Below are 16,474 nucleotides of genomic sequence, written 5' to 3' on the forward strand. Positions count from 1 at the left end.
GTTTCAGGTTGTTTTACTTTGAACATATTTTAACCGCAAAGAGCGCAAAGTTTTTTTGTATAGATCCTTGCATAAACGCAAAGTTCGCAAAGCTTTATGTAAAAAACTTTGCGAACTTTGCGTTCCCGATAGCTATCGGGATAGCGCTCTTTGCGGTTAAGTTTCCGACAACTTGAAACTTAAAACCTGAAACAAAAAAACTAATTCTTCAATCTTTCGTGAAGCATTTTAAAATAAGAAAAAGCCTTTAATAATCGGCTTCCATGCCAGGAGAACATTTCGCCGTCTACGAAGATTGTTTTGGCGTGATGCGTGAATCTTCCAATTTCAAAAGCATCTTCTTCCTTAAAAGGATATGGCTCTGAGGAAAGAAAAACGATATCAGGATCGCCTTCAAGACGCATTTTTTTGAGTTCTATTTCCGGATATCTTCCTTTATCTTCGTAAATATTTTTAAAATGATTCAGTTTTAAAAGTTCATTTATATACGTATCATTTCCGGCCACCATATAAGGATTCTTCCAAATAAAATAAGCCACTTTCTTTTCTTCAATATCCTGAATGTATTTTTTGAAATCGCTCAAGGCGAAAGCCAATTTGTCGTTCCACTTTTGAGCTTCGGTTCTGCAGTTGAATAATTGTCCAAAATCGGAAATCATCTGAAAATTATCTTCGATAGAAACAATATTCGTTACCCAAACCGAACAGATTTCCTTTAATTGGTTTACGATTTCTTCTGTGTTTTCTTCTTTATTACAAATTATAATATCAGGTTGTAAAAGCTTTATTTTTTCGAAATGAATTTTCTTGGTACCGCCAACAATCTTTTTAGTGGATTTAAAATGAAACGGATGAACGCAAAACTTCGTAATCCCGATTATTTTTTCTTCTAAACCTAAATCATGTAATAATTCGGTTTGCGAAGGAACAAGTGAGATAATACGTTTTGGAGCATTTTCAAAAGAATGTAAAGTTCCTAGTTGATCGGTCATTTGTTTCATGTTTCAAGTCTTTTTTGTTTCAGGTTATTTGGAATGTATTTTTTAACCGCAAAGTTCGCAAGGTTTCTTTACGCAAAGTTCGCAAAGCTTTGCGTTCATAGCGTAACTCTTTGCGAACTTTACGGTTAAATTATGTTCAAAGCAAACTTGAAACTTTAAACCTGAAACTTTAAACGAATAATTTCTTCCATTTCTCGCTGTACTTTCAAAGCTTCTTCTCTGGCTTTTTCAGCGAAATCAGTTCCTTTTGAAGCGTATATAATGGCTCTTGCCGAATTTACCAAAAGTCCAACTTTATCATTCATTCCGTATTTACATACTTCAGACAAGCTTCCGCCCTGAGCGCCAATTCCTGGAACTAATAAAAAACTATCAGGAACAATTTTTCTGATTTCAGTAAAATATTCTGCTTTAGTTGCACCAACAACGTACATTAAGTTTTCGCTGTTTTTCCATGTTTTAGACGTTTCTAAAACTTGTTTGTAAAGCTCTTTAGCTCCGCTCTGTTCGGCTTCGCCTCGAGTTCCATTTGTAGTTAAAGTCTGAAAATCAAAAGCGCCTTCGTTTGAAGTCAACGCCAGCATAATAGTATGTTTATTTTCAAAAGCCAAAAAAGGCTCAACCGAATCTTTTCCCATATAAGGAGCAACGGTAACGCTGTCAAAATTCAAATCTTCAAAAAAAGCTTTTGCATACATACTTGAAGTGTTCCCGATATCGCCACGTTTTGCATCTGCAATCGTAAAAATTTCAGGATACTTTTCGTTGATATAATTAATCGTTTTTTGCAGCGACATCCAGCCTTTTATTCCGTATGCTTCAAAAAAAGCGGTATTTGGTTTGTAACCAACAGTCAAATCATGCGTTGCATCAATTATTGCTTTATTAAACTCAAAAATTGGATCTTCAGTTTCTAATAAATGAGATGGCATTTTACTTAAATCAGGATCCAGGCCAACGCATAGAAATGATTTTTTTTGAAGGATTTGTTCGTGAAGCTGTTGTGTTGTCATAGTGTGTTTTAATAGTGTGGCAAAATTACAAATAATTATTTTGGTTTCAAGTTTGAGGTTTCAAGTTTCAAGCTTCCATCATCTAATTGCCTAATTATCTAATTAACATTGAATTCCTGTAACAACTCCTGAAAATTATGTAAGAAAAAACAAGGTCGTGTTCTCTAATTTTGATACTGAACCTTAAATCAGCCCATTATGAGCCCAAATATTGGAATTTCAGCAGCACATTTAAAAAAGAGCACAAGTATATTAGCCACCATTTTATCAAATGAAATGACACTTTATGTAAAAACAAGAAAATTTCATTGGAACATCTCCGGAAACAGTTTTATGGAACTTCATAAATTGTTTGAAGAACAATACCGCATTTTAGAAGCGCAAATTGACGAAGTTGCAGAACGCATTAGTCAGCTTGGGGAAAAAACAATTGGAACGATGAAGGAATTTATTGAAAATTCGACTTTAAAAGAATCACCAAAAGAATATGCTTCACAAAAACATATGCTGGAAGAACTTCTTGAAAATCACGAACAATTAGTGAGTGAACTAAGAGATTATATTCCGGTTTTTGAAAACGAAACAAAAGATGCCGGCTCGGCCGATTTTGTAACTGGATTGCTTCAGGAACACGAAAAAATGGCTTGGGTACTTCGACGTTACAAGGCTTAAAATAAAAGCAAAAATGCAAATTATACAACGATTCACGAAATTCATGTAACAGTTGCCTGCTTTTAAAATCGGAACTTTACAATGTAATTAACACTAAACAGAAAGTTATGAATACTACCGAAATAAAAGGAAACTGGAATGAGTTAAAAGGAAAATTAAAACAAAAATACGCAGAACTGACAGATGATGATTTGATGTTTGCTGAAGGAAAAGAAGACGAGATGTACGGAAAACTACAGCAAAAACTGGGTAAAACCAAAGAAGAATTTCATCAGATGCTTTCAGATTTGTAACCTTTAACTCAAATCAGGAAATACCGTCTACTACTTGTACTAGACGGTATTTTTTTGAAAATTTTATTTATTTTTAATCTGTTTCAACATTTCTATCAAAGACTAAACATTAACGCCAAAAATAAATTAAGTATCTTTAACCAAATTTTTATAAAATGAAACTATTTATAAAGTTCGACATTAATACCATTTGTTCTCTTTATCTTAAACACAACCTTGACCAACAGAATATTAATTTTACAAGTTTGGGTTTTGGTGAGATTGAGATTGCTGACAACCTTGATGCTGATGCACTCGAAACTTTAAAAAATAATTTAAGTCCGTGCGGTTTTGAGATTGTCGAAAATCAAAAAAGCGTTTTGGTCCAAAAAATAAAAGACGCCATAATTGAACTTGTTTTTATGGAAGACAGCAACAATTATAAAAGTTCTGTTTTTTTGGCCGAAAAATTGAATCACAGTTACGGTTATTTATCTAATGTTTTTTCGGAAGTAACTTATTCTTCTATCGAAAATTTCATCATTTTACAAAAAATTGAAAGAGCAAAACAATTGATTATCATTAATGAAATGAGCCTGACTGAAATTGCTTTTTTACTCAACTATTCAAGTGTTGCGCATTTAAGTACACAGTTTAAAAACACAACCGGAATTACGCCATCGGCATTTCAGAGAATAATCAAGAAACGTAGAGAAAATTTAAAATAAAAACTCAAATACCATACTAAAATGCAAAAAAACGCATTATATATTTTATTGGCTGATGATGATGAAGATGATCGTTTATTTTTTAAAGACGCATTTGAAGAAATTAAAATTCAGACCAATGTAGATTTTGTTCATGACGGAATGCAGTTAATGGATCATTTGAACGATCCTGAAAACAAACTTCCAGACATTTTGTTTCTGGATTTGAACATGCCAAAGAAAACAGGAAAAGAATGTTTGATTGAAATCAAAAAAACAGAACGCCTTAAAAATATTATCATTGCGATCTACTCTACTTCGTCATCTGAAGAGGATATTGAAGATACGTTTATTCAGGGCGCCAATATTTACATCAAAAAACCAAGCGATTTTAATACGCTCAAAAAAATAATTAATGAAGTCGTGACCGTAAATTGGCATTACCATACCTCTGGGTTAAACCGTGATAATTTCCTGCTCCGACTAAAATAGAATAAGATTGCCAAATGAAGTGGATACCAAATTTTAATTCTTCAAACTCTTTGAGAGTTATTTTTGTAATCGCAGTTTTCATCCTGTTATTTCTTTCTTCAATCGCTTACAAACATAACCAGGACTTGAATGAATCAAGTAAACTGGTTATGCACACTTATGAAATAAACATTCAGTTGGAGCGTTTAATGTCGGCAATCAAAGATGCAGAGACGGGCCAGCGTGGCTATATTATAACACGAAATGGCCGTTTTTTAGCTCCGTATCTTTACTCGCGTGATAAAGTAAATGCTTCTTTTATTACACTGAAAAAACTGACTGCTGACAATCCTATTCAGCAGCGAAATCTCGAAAACTTATTCAAACTCATTATTCAGCGATTTGTCTCTTTTGAAAATTGCCTCAAATACAGCGATCCTAAAACATACGATAAAAGAAAGCTTGACAATTATATGTTTGGAGGCCGAATTTTGATGGAAAACATTCGTTTTCAGGTCGATAAAATGAATGATATTGAAAAAAAATATCTGGAAAACCGACTTAAAATTTACGATCAGGAAATTTCATTAAGTCCGATTTTCTCGATTTCCCTTTTTTTAACGGCACTTACTTTTATTTTATTGGCTTACAGACAAATCAGCCGTGATTTTGAACGTTTGAAAGTCTTTAATAAAAAACTTTTAATTTCAAGCGGTTTGATGGCCGAATCTGAAATTATTGGAAAATTCAGTACCTGGCAATGGGATTTGGATTCAAATAAAATCGACTATTCCGATAATCAATTCCGAATTTTAGGCGTTGAACCCAATTCTTTTGTTCCTGAAAAGGAAACATTTCTTGATTTTGTACATCCAGACGACAAAGATGCCGTTGCTGCATCAATGCAAGGAATTATCGAAAAAAAGAATCTACCCTTTATTTACTATAAAATTGCTCGTCCAGATCATGAAATCAGGCATTTTAAATCGACTGGAAAATTATTGACAGATCAGCAAGGAAGCAAAATTTTATTGGGAATCAATTTTGATATTACAGATGAGCATCTTTTAAATATTGAGCTTCAGGAACGAAACCGTGAATTGGAAAAAAGCAATAAAGAACTGGCTTCTTTCAATCACGTTGCGAGTCACGATTTGCAGGAACCACTTCGAAAAATACAAACTTTTATTTCCCGAGTTTCTGATGCTGACAAAGCCGTTATGTCGGACAGTGCACGCGAATATCTTTCTAAAATTGAAAGTTCGGCAAAAAGAATGCGCGTTCTAATTGATGATTTATTGCTTTTTTCGAGAACCAATACAACTAAAAAGGAGTTTATAAAATCAAATTTAAATGAACTTTTGGAAAATGCCGAATCGGAATTAACTGAAATTATTCATGAGAAAAAAGCAGTTATTACGGCTACGAAACTTCCGAAATTAGATGTGATTCCGTATCAAATCGAACAGCTTTTCATCAACTTGATTGGAAATTCATTAAAATACAGTCAGCCAGGCCGAATTCCTGAAATTATTGTTGAAAGCGAAAAAGTACTTTCAGCCGCTTATCCTGATTTATTGGAACAAACAACCAAAAAGTTTCACAAAATCACTTTTTCAGACAACGGAATGGGGTTTGATCCTCAGTTTAAAGAAACCATTTTTGTTCTTTTTCAGCGTCTGCATTCAAAAACGGATTATCCGGGAACCGGAATTGGATTGGCAATCTGCAAAAAGATTGTAGAAAATCATAAAGGACATATTCTGGCAGATAGTATTCCTGGAAAAGGTTCTGTTTTCACTGTGTTTCTTCCGGATTAAAAATATACAAATTCTTACAAAGAGCGTTTTCAGCAAATCAATTATTTGAAGCTGAAAACGCTCTTTTTTTTAGTATCAAATCTTCTTAAAACCTTTATATAAGCCGATTATGGGAATTATATAACGTTTCTTTTTTATGCTGTAAAGTAAAATAAGGTATTCGTTAGCAACTTTGTAATGTAATACTTTATGAAGTAAAAATGAAAGCAATGCCCCTAATAAAAGCAGCTATTTTAAAAGTCTTTTTCTTATTGATTATTTTATCTTTTTCAGCATGCGGAAAGAAAGAACGTCAAAAAGCAAACTTCTTTAAAAATGAAACTTTTAGCCAAAACAACAAACTGCAAATCGATAAGGATCAAATTGAAACTTCGTTTTTTATTGCAGCGGCAAATGTGAGCAATGTTCTTATTTCAAAAAGTCAATTTGCACAAAAACGTTCAGAAAATCCGATACAGGATTTAAGCAAAAAAATTGAAGAACATCAAAATCAATTGTTGCAGCAAATAGCAGAAATGGCCAATAAAAAACTTGTTGTCATTACGGATATAAATGTGACTCATAAAAGAGATTTATATGAATTAATTGATACTGATGAAAATACTTTTAACCAAACGTATCTAAACTCAATTTCAGAGTCGTTAACCGAACAGATTAAACTGTTTGAAAAAATTTCGACCGAAACAGATGATGAAACGATTTTAAAATTAGTGCTTCAATATTTGCCAGACCAGTATCAGCTTTTAAGAGAAACCGAAAGATTAAAAACAGAATTTATTTAAACGCCTTAAAATCTATTATTAACTAAATTAATTTATTATGAAAATGCACACTAATTTTTTATGCGCCTTAGCCTTATTTTTCTCAGCTTCGTTTGGAATGCTTCAAGCTCAAAACGATGAAAATGTAACCACCGAGTTTGGTGTAAAAGGAGGATTCAACATGTCAAATTTATATAACAATAATGCTGACGACGAAAATATTTTATACGGTTTCAATGCCGGGGTTTATGCAACATTGCCAATTTCAGATTTTATCGCGATTCAGCCTGAAATCTTGTTCACTACAAAAGGTGCCGAATTAGAATACAACAATGCTTTTGTAAGCGGAACCGGAAAATTTAAACTGAATTACATCGAAGTTCCTTTGTTAGTGCGAGTGAATGTTACCAAAAATTTTAATATTCATGCCGGTGGATACGCATCGTATCTGGTAAGTTCTAAAGTTTCTGGCGATGGTGATTTCAACTTTGATGAAGAAATTAACGCAGATGATTTAAACCGATTTGATGCTGGTTTATCGGCTGGTATCGGAGTAGATTTTAGTCCAATCAGTATTGGTTTACGATACAATTACGGATTAACAACGATTGGAAAAGAAAGAACGGTTGCCGGAACAACTTATACAGTTCCAGATGCAAAAAACAGCAATTTGTCTTTATACCTGTCGTATAAACTAAATTAGAAAAAACAATTTTAATTAACCTCTAAATATAAAAACCATGTCAAATTTATTATATACAATCGCAGTAATATTAGTTATTCTTTGGGCTCTTGGTTTCTTTGTTTACAGCTTCGGAAGCATTATTCACATCTTATTAGTGATTGCCATTATTGCTGTATTGCTTAGACTAATCAAAGGCAGGGAAATTTAAAAACAAATCATATTAACAATTATATATTAATCATTAAAATCAAATATTATGAAAGCAAGTAACACCATTTTAGGAATTGTTGGCGCTGCAGCTGCAGGAGCATTATTAGGAGTTTTATTCGCACCAGATAAAGGATCAGAAACTCGCAAAAAAATCAAAGATAAATCGAAAGATTACGGAGATAATTTAAAATCAAAATTTGACGGAATTGTAGATACAATCAAATTAAACGGAAAAGAATTAGTAGACGAAGGAAAATCTAAATTCAACCAGGTTAAAGACGACTACAATTCAATTAAAGACGAGGCAAAAACTGTAAAATCAAACTACTAGTATTTTAATAACTAAGTGAGATTTTTAAACCATAAATACCTGATATCATGGAAACAAATGCAACAACAAACGAGAATTTAAATCTTTATGAAAAAGCGGAAAATTATACTAAAACGAGTTTGGAATTACTGAAACTCAAAACAGTATGTTCAGTCGCCGATGTGGTTTCAACCTTAACATCAAAGATCGCAGTTGGCGTTGTTGTTGCATTTTTTACCTTGTTTCTTAATATCGGGATTAGTTTATGGGTGGGAAAAGAACTTGGAGAGTATTATTACGGCTTTTTTATCATGGCGCTTTTCTATTTGATTGTTGCCATTGTGATTCACAAAACGCATCACTCATTGATAAAAACCCCGATTGGGAATACCATCATTTCAAGTATTTTAAAAGAGAAACAAAACTGATTTAAAACTATTAATAACTAAAAAAGACTGTTATGGAGCCTATTTTCACTATTGATGAATTAAATCAGAGAATAAAGTTTTTAGAAAATCGTCAGGACGCCGAGTGGTGTTCCATTAAAGATGAAATCGACGATATCAAAGATAATCTAAAGCCTATAAACCTGATCCGAAATACGGTTGAAGAAATCAACGAAACTGTTGGTTTTAAAAGTCATATCGGCCAATCGGCCATCAGTATCGGAATTGGCTATCTGGCAAAACGATTTATTGTCGGAAAAGGCGATTCTATGTTTAAAGGAATTTTAGGATCAATCGTGCAGCTGGTTGTAACCAATTTGGTTTCGAAACCACATCACGAATCAGATGAAACTTCACAAGAAGCCTCATCACAACACGAACCATCTAAAGAGTAATTTGTCTAACTTAAATTTTATATCATGGAAAAGTTAAGCCATATCGTAATAAAAAATGGAGTTTACATGTACTCGAATCTATATAAATGTTTTGAATACACAAGAGTATTTCTAGGTATCTAACTTGTTTATACGTTTCTTCACAACAAACGGTTAAACGGTTAATACACAATATATTTTTAAAAGATGCTAAGCTACTAAGTTGCTGAGATGCTAAGTCCTCAGAATCGAATTGTTTAGCATAGAAAAAGGCCGAACTTATAGTTCGGCCTTTTTTTTAAGGTGCTGAAATATTAAGATTTGCACAATACGAAAGATCCAATTTTTATAGACAATCCAAAAAAAGCTTAGAAACTTAGCAGCTTAGAATCTTAGTAGCTTAATTATAATTTTGATAAATCGGTAATTTCAAACCAACATACAAATTACATGCTTTAGACGTATTCGAAAACAAATTCGAAATCAACGAGCCTGAACCAACAAACAACGGACCAGCTCTAAAACCAGTTCCAACTTGTGTACCGCTGTATTCCATGTACGTTACCGGAACGTAAAAACTGAATTGTCTGGTTTCATATCGTGGCGTAAATGTAACCGAATTTGCGATTGCAGTTCCGTTTACTGTTTTGGCATCAACTAAACTAAAATCTGTACTTAAATTCAGGTAGAATTTATTGTCGATATTCCAGTCAAAATTGGTGTGAACTGCTGTTGGTAAATTTGCTTTTACGCCTGTTTTTGATGAAACTTTTGTGTAATGCGTATCAAAGAATTCAAAAATATTTTCTGCATTATCAATATCAGCTTGTGATACTCTTCCCGCAAGATTATAGGTATTTTCGACAATGTTTTTATAATTAATTTTTCCGATATCCGTTACCGAAGCCGCGACCTTAAATTTATATCGGTTTCCAATACAAGTATGGCAATTCGTACGGTATTCATACGTTAAACCCAAATCAAGTCCTACGCCAGCCGAAGCACCGCTAAACTTAGGATCATTTCCGTTTTGATAATCATAGCTTGCAGCCGTTTTTAAAGTCCCTGTTGACAAATATTGGCTTTGCTCTGGGTTGGCATTGTTTTTATTGAAAGCTACGCTTAAATCATTTCCGTTGATGTAACCGTTAACGCCAGCCATTAAATATTTAACCGTCAAACCCCCTTTAATGAAATGATCATCATGATCCATTAAAACTGTTCCGTAACTTGCTCCAATTTCTGCCCAGGAATTACTCACGCCATTTGGATTTCCGCCCTGAATCAGAAAACTATTTGAAACGTCAAGATCTTTACTTACCTCATCAATCAGTTTACCATTTACATCAACAAGACTTGTAATACTTCGTACGCGAGTATAAAGCGCAATACTGTGAACCGGCGTAATATTCAGCGTAAACGATGGTCCCATAATATCGACGTTCAAATTTCCGCGGTTGTTTGTTTTGATGTTTTTACTGGCATCCTTCTGAATGTCATAATTTCCGTCTAAAACTTCAGCAAAATTAAATCCGTACAAATCATTTTGTCCCGTTGCACTTGCCGAGAAAATCGTAACATCTGATCGGTATTTTGAATCCACAATAGCTGACGGATTAAACAAAACGCCCTGAATTCCGGCATAATTATCATCCCTGAATCCAAAATACGATTGCGATCGCGCATAAAAAAAGCTTCCAAAGAAGCAAAATAAAAGTAAAGTTCTCTTCATAGATTATTTTTAAACTGGTTGATTTGGTTTTGTTTTTCTTTGAAAAAAGCAGACAAATATTAACAAAAAAAAGGCAAAAAAAAACTTGCCAATCTTGACGATTGGCAAGCTTTTTTTTTGAGATTCTAAGACACTAAGTATCTAAGTGACTAAGTTTTAACGAAAAATAATATTAATCCTACTGCACTAAAACACATTGTAGTAATTGCCTTGATTTAAAACAAAGAGTTACGAAAATTCTCTAAAGACTTATTAACAATTTAATCTCATAAATTTAACAACTTATCGAAGAAAAAATTCAAAAAAATCAAAAATCTAAGAAGGTTCTTGCATTTTTCTCTAAGAGACTAAGGTTCTAAGATGCTAAGATTCTAAGTCTTCTTCTTTTTGTCTTTTTTAAGCATAAAAAAAGCCGAACAAAAGTTCGGCTTAAATATTTATGTTTAAAGAGAAAAACTCAGTCCCTTAGCATCTTAGAATCTTAGCAACTCAGATTAGTATACTTCTGAAGCTTCCTTCAATTTCTCCATATTGTTTACCAATTGAAGCTCGGCAACGATTTTCTGAATATCACCGTTCATGATGTTTCCTAAATCGTAAAGTGTCAAACCAACTCTATGATCCGTTACACGACCTTGCGCATAGTTGTATGTACGAATCTTAGCCGAACGGTCACCAGAGCTTACTTGAGAACTACGTTTTGTAGCATCTTCCTCTTGTTTTTTCGCCAATTCCATTTCGTACAAACGAGAACGTAATACGATTAAGGCTTTATCTTTATTTTTATGCTGTGATTTCTGGTCCTGACATTGCGCCACCAAACCTGTTGGAATGTGCGTTAAACGTACCGCCGATTTCGTAGTATTTACCGATTGTCCTCCAGGTCCTGACGAACAGAAGAAATCTACACGAACATCATTCATATCAATTTGAACATCAAACTCTTCTGCTTCTGGTAAAACCATAACAGTAGCCGCCGATGTATGCACACGACCTTGTGTCTCTGTTTGTGGAACACGTTGTACACGGTGAACACCCGCTTCAAACTTCAAAGTTCCGTAAACATCCTCTCCAGAAACTTCAAAAATAACCTCTTTGAAACCTCCCGAAGTACCTTCGTTCATATCCACCACAGATGTTCTCCATCCTTGTGACTCACAGTATTTAGTATACATTCTGAATAAATCCCCTGCAAAAATACTCGCTTCGTCCCCACCCGTTCCGGCACGGATTTCCACCATAACATTTTTAGCATCTTCAGGATCTTTAGGAATCAACATAAATTTGATTTCCTCCTCTAGTTGAGGCAAGCGTTCTTTTGCTTCGTCAAATTGCATTTTGGCCATTTCAACCATATCTGCATCGCTACCGTCTGCAATAATTTCGTTTGCTTCGTCAATATTTGCTAAAACAAGAATGTATTCTTCTCTCTTTTCAACCAGTGCTTTTATGCTTTTATATTCCTGGTTAAGCTGCACATAACGCTTTTGATCAGCAATAACATCCGGCTGAATAATCAAATCCGAAATCTCATCAAAACGCTGCTTTACATATTGAAGTCTATCTAACATTTTCTAATTCCTTTTATTTGGACGGCAAAATTACGAAATTTTTGTGGATTATTCTAGTGGTTATTTGTTGTGTTTTTTAAGCCTGAAATTTAGTGGAATTATGTGGTTGTTAGGAGCTGATTCCTGCTATCCACTATATCTTTTTAGGCAGAATATTTACGGTTTTAATTTAGATGTTTTTGTTTGCCTAAAGAGGATGCCGCTGCTATCAGGGCTAGGGAATCATTTTTATTAGAAAATTTACTGTTTTCCGGAATTACTGATTTTAAAGCTTTTATATTTCGTAATTTTTAATTTATTCAGTTTTTTCACTGTTAATTCTTATATTTGAATAAAATAAGACACACAATTTCAATATAACATTCTCGTATAATTAAATTAATTTTTGAAAAATTAAAAAAGAATATATGGCATTACCTGAACAATACCTTTTAACAACAAAAAATGTTGATGCATTTTTCAATTCTTTGTTGAATGCGCAAGCACCTCCAAAATTTACTAATAAATTTTTGGAACAATTAGAATTTAAAAGTACAAATGATAGACTTTTTATTGGGGTGCTAAAATTTTTAGGTTTTATAGATAATAATGGTATACCCCAAGAAAGATATTTTAAATTTTTAGATCAAACACAATCAAAACAAATACTAGCTGAAGCAATTAAAGAAGCGTACGCTGATTTATTTACTGTTAATGTAAAAGCCCACGAATTGTCGGTTAGTGAAGTTAAAAACAAACTTAAAACATTAACTCAAGGTTCTAAATCTGACAATGTATTAAGTTGTATGGCAAATACATTTTCTTCGCTTTGCAAATATGCTGACTTTTCAAAACATTCAAATAAAGAAATTGTAACAGTAAAAAAAGATGAAGACATATTTGAAGAAGCAACTCCTGTGAATGAACAACGAAAAATGACTCATGAACTTATAAATAAAAAAATAACAACTGAGATGCATTATAATATTCAAATTCATTTACCAGAAACAAGAGATATAACTGTTTATGATGCGATTTTTAAAAGTCTTAAAGAACACCTTTTGTAATTATGAATAGAGATGCACTCTACTCTTTCGTTTTTAAAGGCATCTTAACAGATGAAGCTCTTGATAAGACAGAAAGAATAAAAAAATCAAGGTTTGGAAATGAAGAGTTTAAAAAACTTCATCAAACATTGGGAATTGACGAACTTGATGAAGAATTAGTAATCAAAGCTCAAAAAATGGCTATAGTCTATACTGCAATATGTGCCTTCGAAAACATGGTTCGTCAGTTTGTATCTAAGAAACTTCTTGAAAACAAAGGAGAAAATTGGTGGCAAGATTGTGTTTCTGAAAAAATTAGAAATAGGGCAGAAAGCAGAAGGGAAGAAGAAAACAAAATAAGATGGCACACACCTCGAGGTGACAGTATTATTAACTATACTGAATTTGGAGACTTATTATCCATTATAAGAAATACAGAAAACTGGCCATATTTCGAACCCCATATTTATTCAATCGAATGGGCTGACCAAATAATTAAAACACTAGAACGCTCAAGAAATGTAATTATGCATAGTGGAGAATTAGTAAACCAAGATATCGAGAGAATTGGCATGTATATAAGAGATTGGATAAATCAAGTTGGATAAACTATCCGATCGCGCAAATATGTTTATACGGTTCGTTAGCTCAAATTTGTGCCCAGATTACGCAGATATATCCCCCCGCTCTACAAAGTGTTCTTTTCTAAAATTCGATGATCGCTGTGCGAAGTCTCCCGACTTCGTACCCACTCCAATTATCCACAAAGAAAAATAAAACTATTCCAGACGGAATATAGCAACGGGTGCGAAGTCGGGAGACTTCGCACAGCGTCTTCACAGAGTCTTTAGGATTTGGAGGACTTACAAATAAGTTTTGTATAAAACATTCAATACCCTTACTCTACAAAGTTTCCTTTCTTAGAAGTCACGACGGCTTTGCGAAGTCTCACGACTTTATACACGTTACTATAAGCAATACAGATTATCAAATACCCACTCCAATTATCCACAAAGAAAAATAAAACTGTTCCAGACAGAATATAGCAACGGGTACGAAGTCGGGAGACTTCGCACAGCGCCTTTAGGATTTATAAAACTTAAAAATATATATTTTTATAAAACAGTCAATATCCTTATCTACAAAGTTTCCTTTCTTATAAGTCGAAATTGCTGTGCGAAGTCCCCAGCTCTACGAAGTGTTCTTTTATAAAATTCAATGATCGCTGTGCGAAGTCTCCCGACTTCGTACCCACTCCAATTATCCACAAAGAAAAATAAAACTATTCCAGACGGAATATAGCAACGGGTACGAAGTCGGGAGACTTCGCACAGCGCCTTTAGGATTTATAAAACTTAAAAATATATTTTTTATAAAACAGTCAATATCCTTATCTACAAAGTATCCTTTCTTATAAGTCGAAACTGCTGTGCGAAGTCTCCCGACTTCGCACGCATTCTGATAAGCAGTAAAGATTATCAAATATTTATTTGTAAGAAAAATAATTATATTTGAATAAAAAAAATGCAAGAAGGATACAAAATAAGAAATCAAAATTTACCTCATTTTATAACAGCAACAGTTGTTGATTGGGTTGATATTTTTACGAGGCAAAACTATAGAGATATAGTTGTTGATTGTTTAGATTTTTGTATTAGAAACAAATCTATGATTTTATATGGTTATGTAATTATGAGCAATCATATACACATGATTGTACAATCAGAAAAGGGAGAATTATCTAATTTATTGAGAGATTTTAAAAAATTCACTGCTGCAAAAATCATAGAAAAAATAAAATCTGATACAGAAAGCCGGAGAGAATGGATGTTGGAACGTTTTAAACAATCAACCGAAAGTCATTCCAGAAACAAAAACTATCAGTTTTGGCAGTATGGTAATCATCCAGAAGAAATTTATAGTAACAAATTTATGTGGTCAAAACTCGATTATATTCATTTAAATCCTGTTCGCGCTGGTATTGTCGAAAAAGCGTCACATTACATCTATTCCAGCGCTAGTAACTATGTTTCTGATACAGGAATATTAAAAATCGAAAAAGCCGACATTCTTATTGTTGATACATTAAACTTGAAAAATTTCACGCGATATAATGAATATTGAATTTTAAAATTGTGTCGGAATATAGGAACGTGTACGAAGTCGGGAGACTTAGCACAGCTTCGATTATTCCTTGTAATAAAGTTTACGCAAATCATCTAACAATTCCATTTCTTCTTCTGGCAATAACTGCAAGGCAATTTCAAGCAAAGTCATAACATTGACATTATTGTCTTTTGTAAAACTCGACAAACTTTGAGCATCAGGATTAAGCAAAATAATGCTTGCTTTTAGCAAATCTGAAACCATTAGATTTAATTCGTTATACGAAGATACTTTTAGCGTTATTGTATACGAGTTGTTTTCCTTTGGCACTGGTTTTAGCGTAGTGAAGTATCTTCCTTTATTCATAATTTCTAGCAATTCTACGGCTCTTTCTTTATTTTGTTCTTCCATGATTTTTAGTTGTTTTCCTTTGAAACGAAATTAGACAGAATGGATTATTTTTACGTGATTGTAAACAATCGAATGTATACAACCGAAAATTCCTCACGCCAGCCAATATAAATTTAAAATCACATAGAATCTGTTTTTACGGTTTCCCGTAAGGAAATTGATTTTAAAGAGGTTATGTTTGAAAAAATTACCACCAACCTCAAAAAAACCAAATAACTAAAACCTCAGAAATGCATAAGATTTGGAAATTAAAAAACTTAAAATCCAACGATAAGGTAATCGTAATAAAAGACAACATTATTTACAAAGGAAATCTACAAGAAAATGAACTGAATCGCATCAATTCAGAAACTCATGATTTTACATTCTTAAAAGATTTATTTAGTATTCCATATGCTTACATCAAGCAAATTGAAAATCAGGACGAAAAAAACTATATCAAAATATTCTTCGGAAGGGATTCTGAAGAAATAATTTATATCGATAATGAAAACATTAAAAATGAAGTTTTTGAATTTATAAAACTCAACAATCCACATTTTAAATATAGTGCTGAAACGCCCGATTCTATAAGTTATGCAAAAGCACAGTTTTTTGCATTATTGTCCATTTCGGTTATTTTTATCTGGTCATTATATTTAGCCTTACAAATTGAACGTGGTGTACGATATGAACTCGTTGGCGGCGGAAATCCAGGAATTACAGGAATTGTGCTTGCAATTGCAAATTTTGGCTCAATCAAAATTATAACAGGATATATAATTCTATTGTCCATTGGTATATTTGCCCTGCTAAGAAGGTTAAAATCAAGAAGTGAAATTAGACTTCTCAAAAGATAAATAGGCTTTTTAGAGTACGTTGCATAGAGTATTTCATATTGATATTAT

General features: G+C 33.0%; 20 protein-coding genes. 15 read left to right on the forward strand and 5 right to left on the reverse strand.

Going from position 1 to position 16,474, the window contains the following annotated elements:
* Window positions 1-200 precede the first annotated feature (200 nt).
* Both ACNFIH_RS06080 and pyrF read right to left on the reverse strand, forming a co-directional pair.
* On the reverse strand, window positions 201-1,001 hold the full coding sequence (locus ACNFIH_RS06080) for an ABC transporter substrate-binding protein (RefSeq protein ID WP_426485911.1): 801 nt from the start codon (window positions 999-1,001) through the stop codon (window positions 201-203).
* 155 nt (window positions 1,002-1,156) lie between these two features.
* Window positions 1,157-2,014, reverse strand: coding sequence for an orotidine-5'-phosphate decarboxylase (gene pyrF, locus ACNFIH_RS06085; protein WP_426485912.1), 858 nt, complete (start codon window positions 2,012-2,014; stop codon window positions 1,157-1,159).
* A 198-nt stretch (window positions 2,015-2,212) separates the two neighbouring features.
* Here pyrF and ACNFIH_RS06090 point away from each other — a divergent pair, with 198 nt between their 5' ends.
* The 11 genes from ACNFIH_RS06090 to ACNFIH_RS06140 all read left to right on the forward strand — a co-directional run bounded on the left by ACNFIH_RS06090 (window position 2,213) and on the right by ACNFIH_RS06140 (window position 8,763).
* The gene (locus ACNFIH_RS06090) at window positions 2,213-2,686 is read left to right on the forward strand and encodes a Dps family protein (RefSeq protein ID WP_426485913.1); all 474 of its coding nucleotides are present in this window, start codon (window positions 2,213-2,215) and stop codon (window positions 2,684-2,686) included.
* Between the two features lie 107 nt (window positions 2,687-2,793).
* The gene (locus ACNFIH_RS06095; protein ID WP_035648981.1) at window positions 2,794-2,979 is read left to right on the forward strand and encodes a CsbD family protein; all 186 of its coding nucleotides are present in this window, start codon (window positions 2,794-2,796) and stop codon (window positions 2,977-2,979) included.
* A 155-nt stretch (window positions 2,980-3,134) separates the two neighbouring features.
* The gene (locus tag ACNFIH_RS06100) at window positions 3,135-3,686 is read left to right on the forward strand and encodes a helix-turn-helix domain-containing protein (RefSeq protein ID WP_035648983.1); all 552 of its coding nucleotides are present in this window, start codon (window positions 3,135-3,137) and stop codon (window positions 3,684-3,686) included.
* Between the two features lie 21 nt (window positions 3,687-3,707).
* The gene (locus tag ACNFIH_RS06105) at window positions 3,708-4,157 is read left to right on the forward strand and encodes a response regulator (protein ID WP_035648984.1); all 450 of its coding nucleotides are present in this window, start codon (window positions 3,708-3,710) and stop codon (window positions 4,155-4,157) included.
* Between the two features lie 14 nt (window positions 4,158-4,171).
* Window positions 4,172-5,956 (forward strand): sensor histidine kinase, encoded by a 1,785-nt coding sequence (locus ACNFIH_RS06110; RefSeq protein WP_142449651.1) that lies wholly within the window; start codon window positions 4,172-4,174, stop codon window positions 5,954-5,956.
* A gap of 200 nt (window positions 5,957-6,156) precedes the next feature.
* The gene (locus ACNFIH_RS06115) at window positions 6,157-6,738 is read left to right on the forward strand and encodes a DUF4142 domain-containing protein (protein WP_035648986.1); all 582 of its coding nucleotides are present in this window, start codon (window positions 6,157-6,159) and stop codon (window positions 6,736-6,738) included.
* Between the two features lie 37 nt (window positions 6,739-6,775).
* On the forward strand, window positions 6,776-7,420 hold the full coding sequence (locus ACNFIH_RS06120; RefSeq protein ID WP_035648988.1) for a porin family protein: 645 nt from the start codon (window positions 6,776-6,778) through the stop codon (window positions 7,418-7,420).
* 37 nt (window positions 7,421-7,457) lie between these two features.
* On the forward strand, window positions 7,458-7,610 hold the full coding sequence (locus tag ACNFIH_RS06125) for a lmo0937 family membrane protein (RefSeq protein ID WP_109192514.1): 153 nt from the start codon (window positions 7,458-7,460) through the stop codon (window positions 7,608-7,610).
* 48 nt (window positions 7,611-7,658) lie between these two features.
* Window positions 7,659-7,943, forward strand: a complete 285-nt coding sequence (locus ACNFIH_RS06130) for a YtxH domain-containing protein (protein ID WP_426485914.1) — start codon at window positions 7,659-7,661, stop codon at window positions 7,941-7,943.
* 47 nt (window positions 7,944-7,990) lie between these two features.
* Window positions 7,991-8,350 (forward strand): hypothetical protein, encoded by a 360-nt coding sequence (locus ACNFIH_RS06135; RefSeq protein WP_035648991.1) that lies wholly within the window; start codon window positions 7,991-7,993, stop codon window positions 8,348-8,350.
* Window positions 8,351-8,382: 32 nt separating this feature from the next.
* Entirely contained in the window at window positions 8,383-8,763 is a 381-nt protein-coding gene (locus tag ACNFIH_RS06140; protein ID WP_426485915.1) for a hypothetical protein, read from the forward strand.
* Window positions 8,764-9,142: 379 nt separating this feature from the next.
* On the opposite strand, the gene ACNFIH_RS06145 is transcribed toward ACNFIH_RS06140, so the two are convergent.
* Entirely contained in the window at window positions 9,143-10,474 is a 1,332-nt protein-coding gene (locus ACNFIH_RS06145) for a DUF5723 family protein (RefSeq protein ID WP_426485916.1), read from the reverse strand.
* A 494-nt stretch (window positions 10,475-10,968) separates the two neighbouring features.
* Window positions 10,969-12,045: a peptide chain release factor 1 gene (gene prfA, locus ACNFIH_RS06150; protein ID WP_426485917.1), complete on the reverse strand. Its 1,077-nt coding sequence runs from the start codon at window positions 12,043-12,045 to the stop codon at window positions 10,969-10,971.
* 407 nt (window positions 12,046-12,452) lie between these two features.
* Here prfA and ACNFIH_RS06155 point away from each other — a divergent pair, with 407 nt between their 5' ends.
* From ACNFIH_RS06155 to ACNFIH_RS06165, 3 genes are all read left to right on the forward strand, one after another.
* Window positions 12,453-13,091 (forward strand): DUF5343 domain-containing protein, encoded by a 639-nt coding sequence (locus ACNFIH_RS06155; protein WP_426485918.1) that lies wholly within the window; start codon window positions 12,453-12,455, stop codon window positions 13,089-13,091.
* Window positions 13,092-13,093: 2 nt separating this feature from the next.
* Window positions 13,094-13,678, forward strand: a complete 585-nt coding sequence (locus ACNFIH_RS06160; RefSeq protein WP_426485919.1) for a Swt1 family HEPN domain-containing protein — start codon at window positions 13,094-13,096, stop codon at window positions 13,676-13,678.
* 916 nt (window positions 13,679-14,594) lie between these two features.
* A complete protein-coding gene (locus ACNFIH_RS06165; RefSeq protein ID WP_426485920.1) occupies window positions 14,595-15,194 on the forward strand; it encodes an REP-associated tyrosine transposase in 600 nt (199 codons plus the stop codon).
* Window positions 15,195-15,257: 63 nt separating this feature from the next.
* Here ACNFIH_RS06165 and ACNFIH_RS06170 read toward each other — a convergent pair whose 3' ends face one another.
* Window positions 15,258-15,587: a hypothetical protein gene (locus tag ACNFIH_RS06170; RefSeq protein WP_426485921.1), complete on the reverse strand. Its 330-nt coding sequence runs from the start codon at window positions 15,585-15,587 to the stop codon at window positions 15,258-15,260.
* Between the two features lie 230 nt (window positions 15,588-15,817).
* On the opposite strand from ACNFIH_RS06170, the gene ACNFIH_RS06175 reads away from it, so the two are divergent.
* The gene (locus ACNFIH_RS06175; protein WP_426485922.1) at window positions 15,818-16,426 is read left to right on the forward strand and encodes a hypothetical protein; all 609 of its coding nucleotides are present in this window, start codon (window positions 15,818-15,820) and stop codon (window positions 16,424-16,426) included.
* Window positions 16,427-16,474: the final 48 nt, after the last annotated feature.

The sequence above is a fragment of the Flavobacterium sp. 2 genome, assembly GCF_049949195.1.
Taxonomy (GTDB): domain Bacteria; phylum Bacteroidota; class Bacteroidia; order Flavobacteriales; family Flavobacteriaceae; genus Flavobacterium.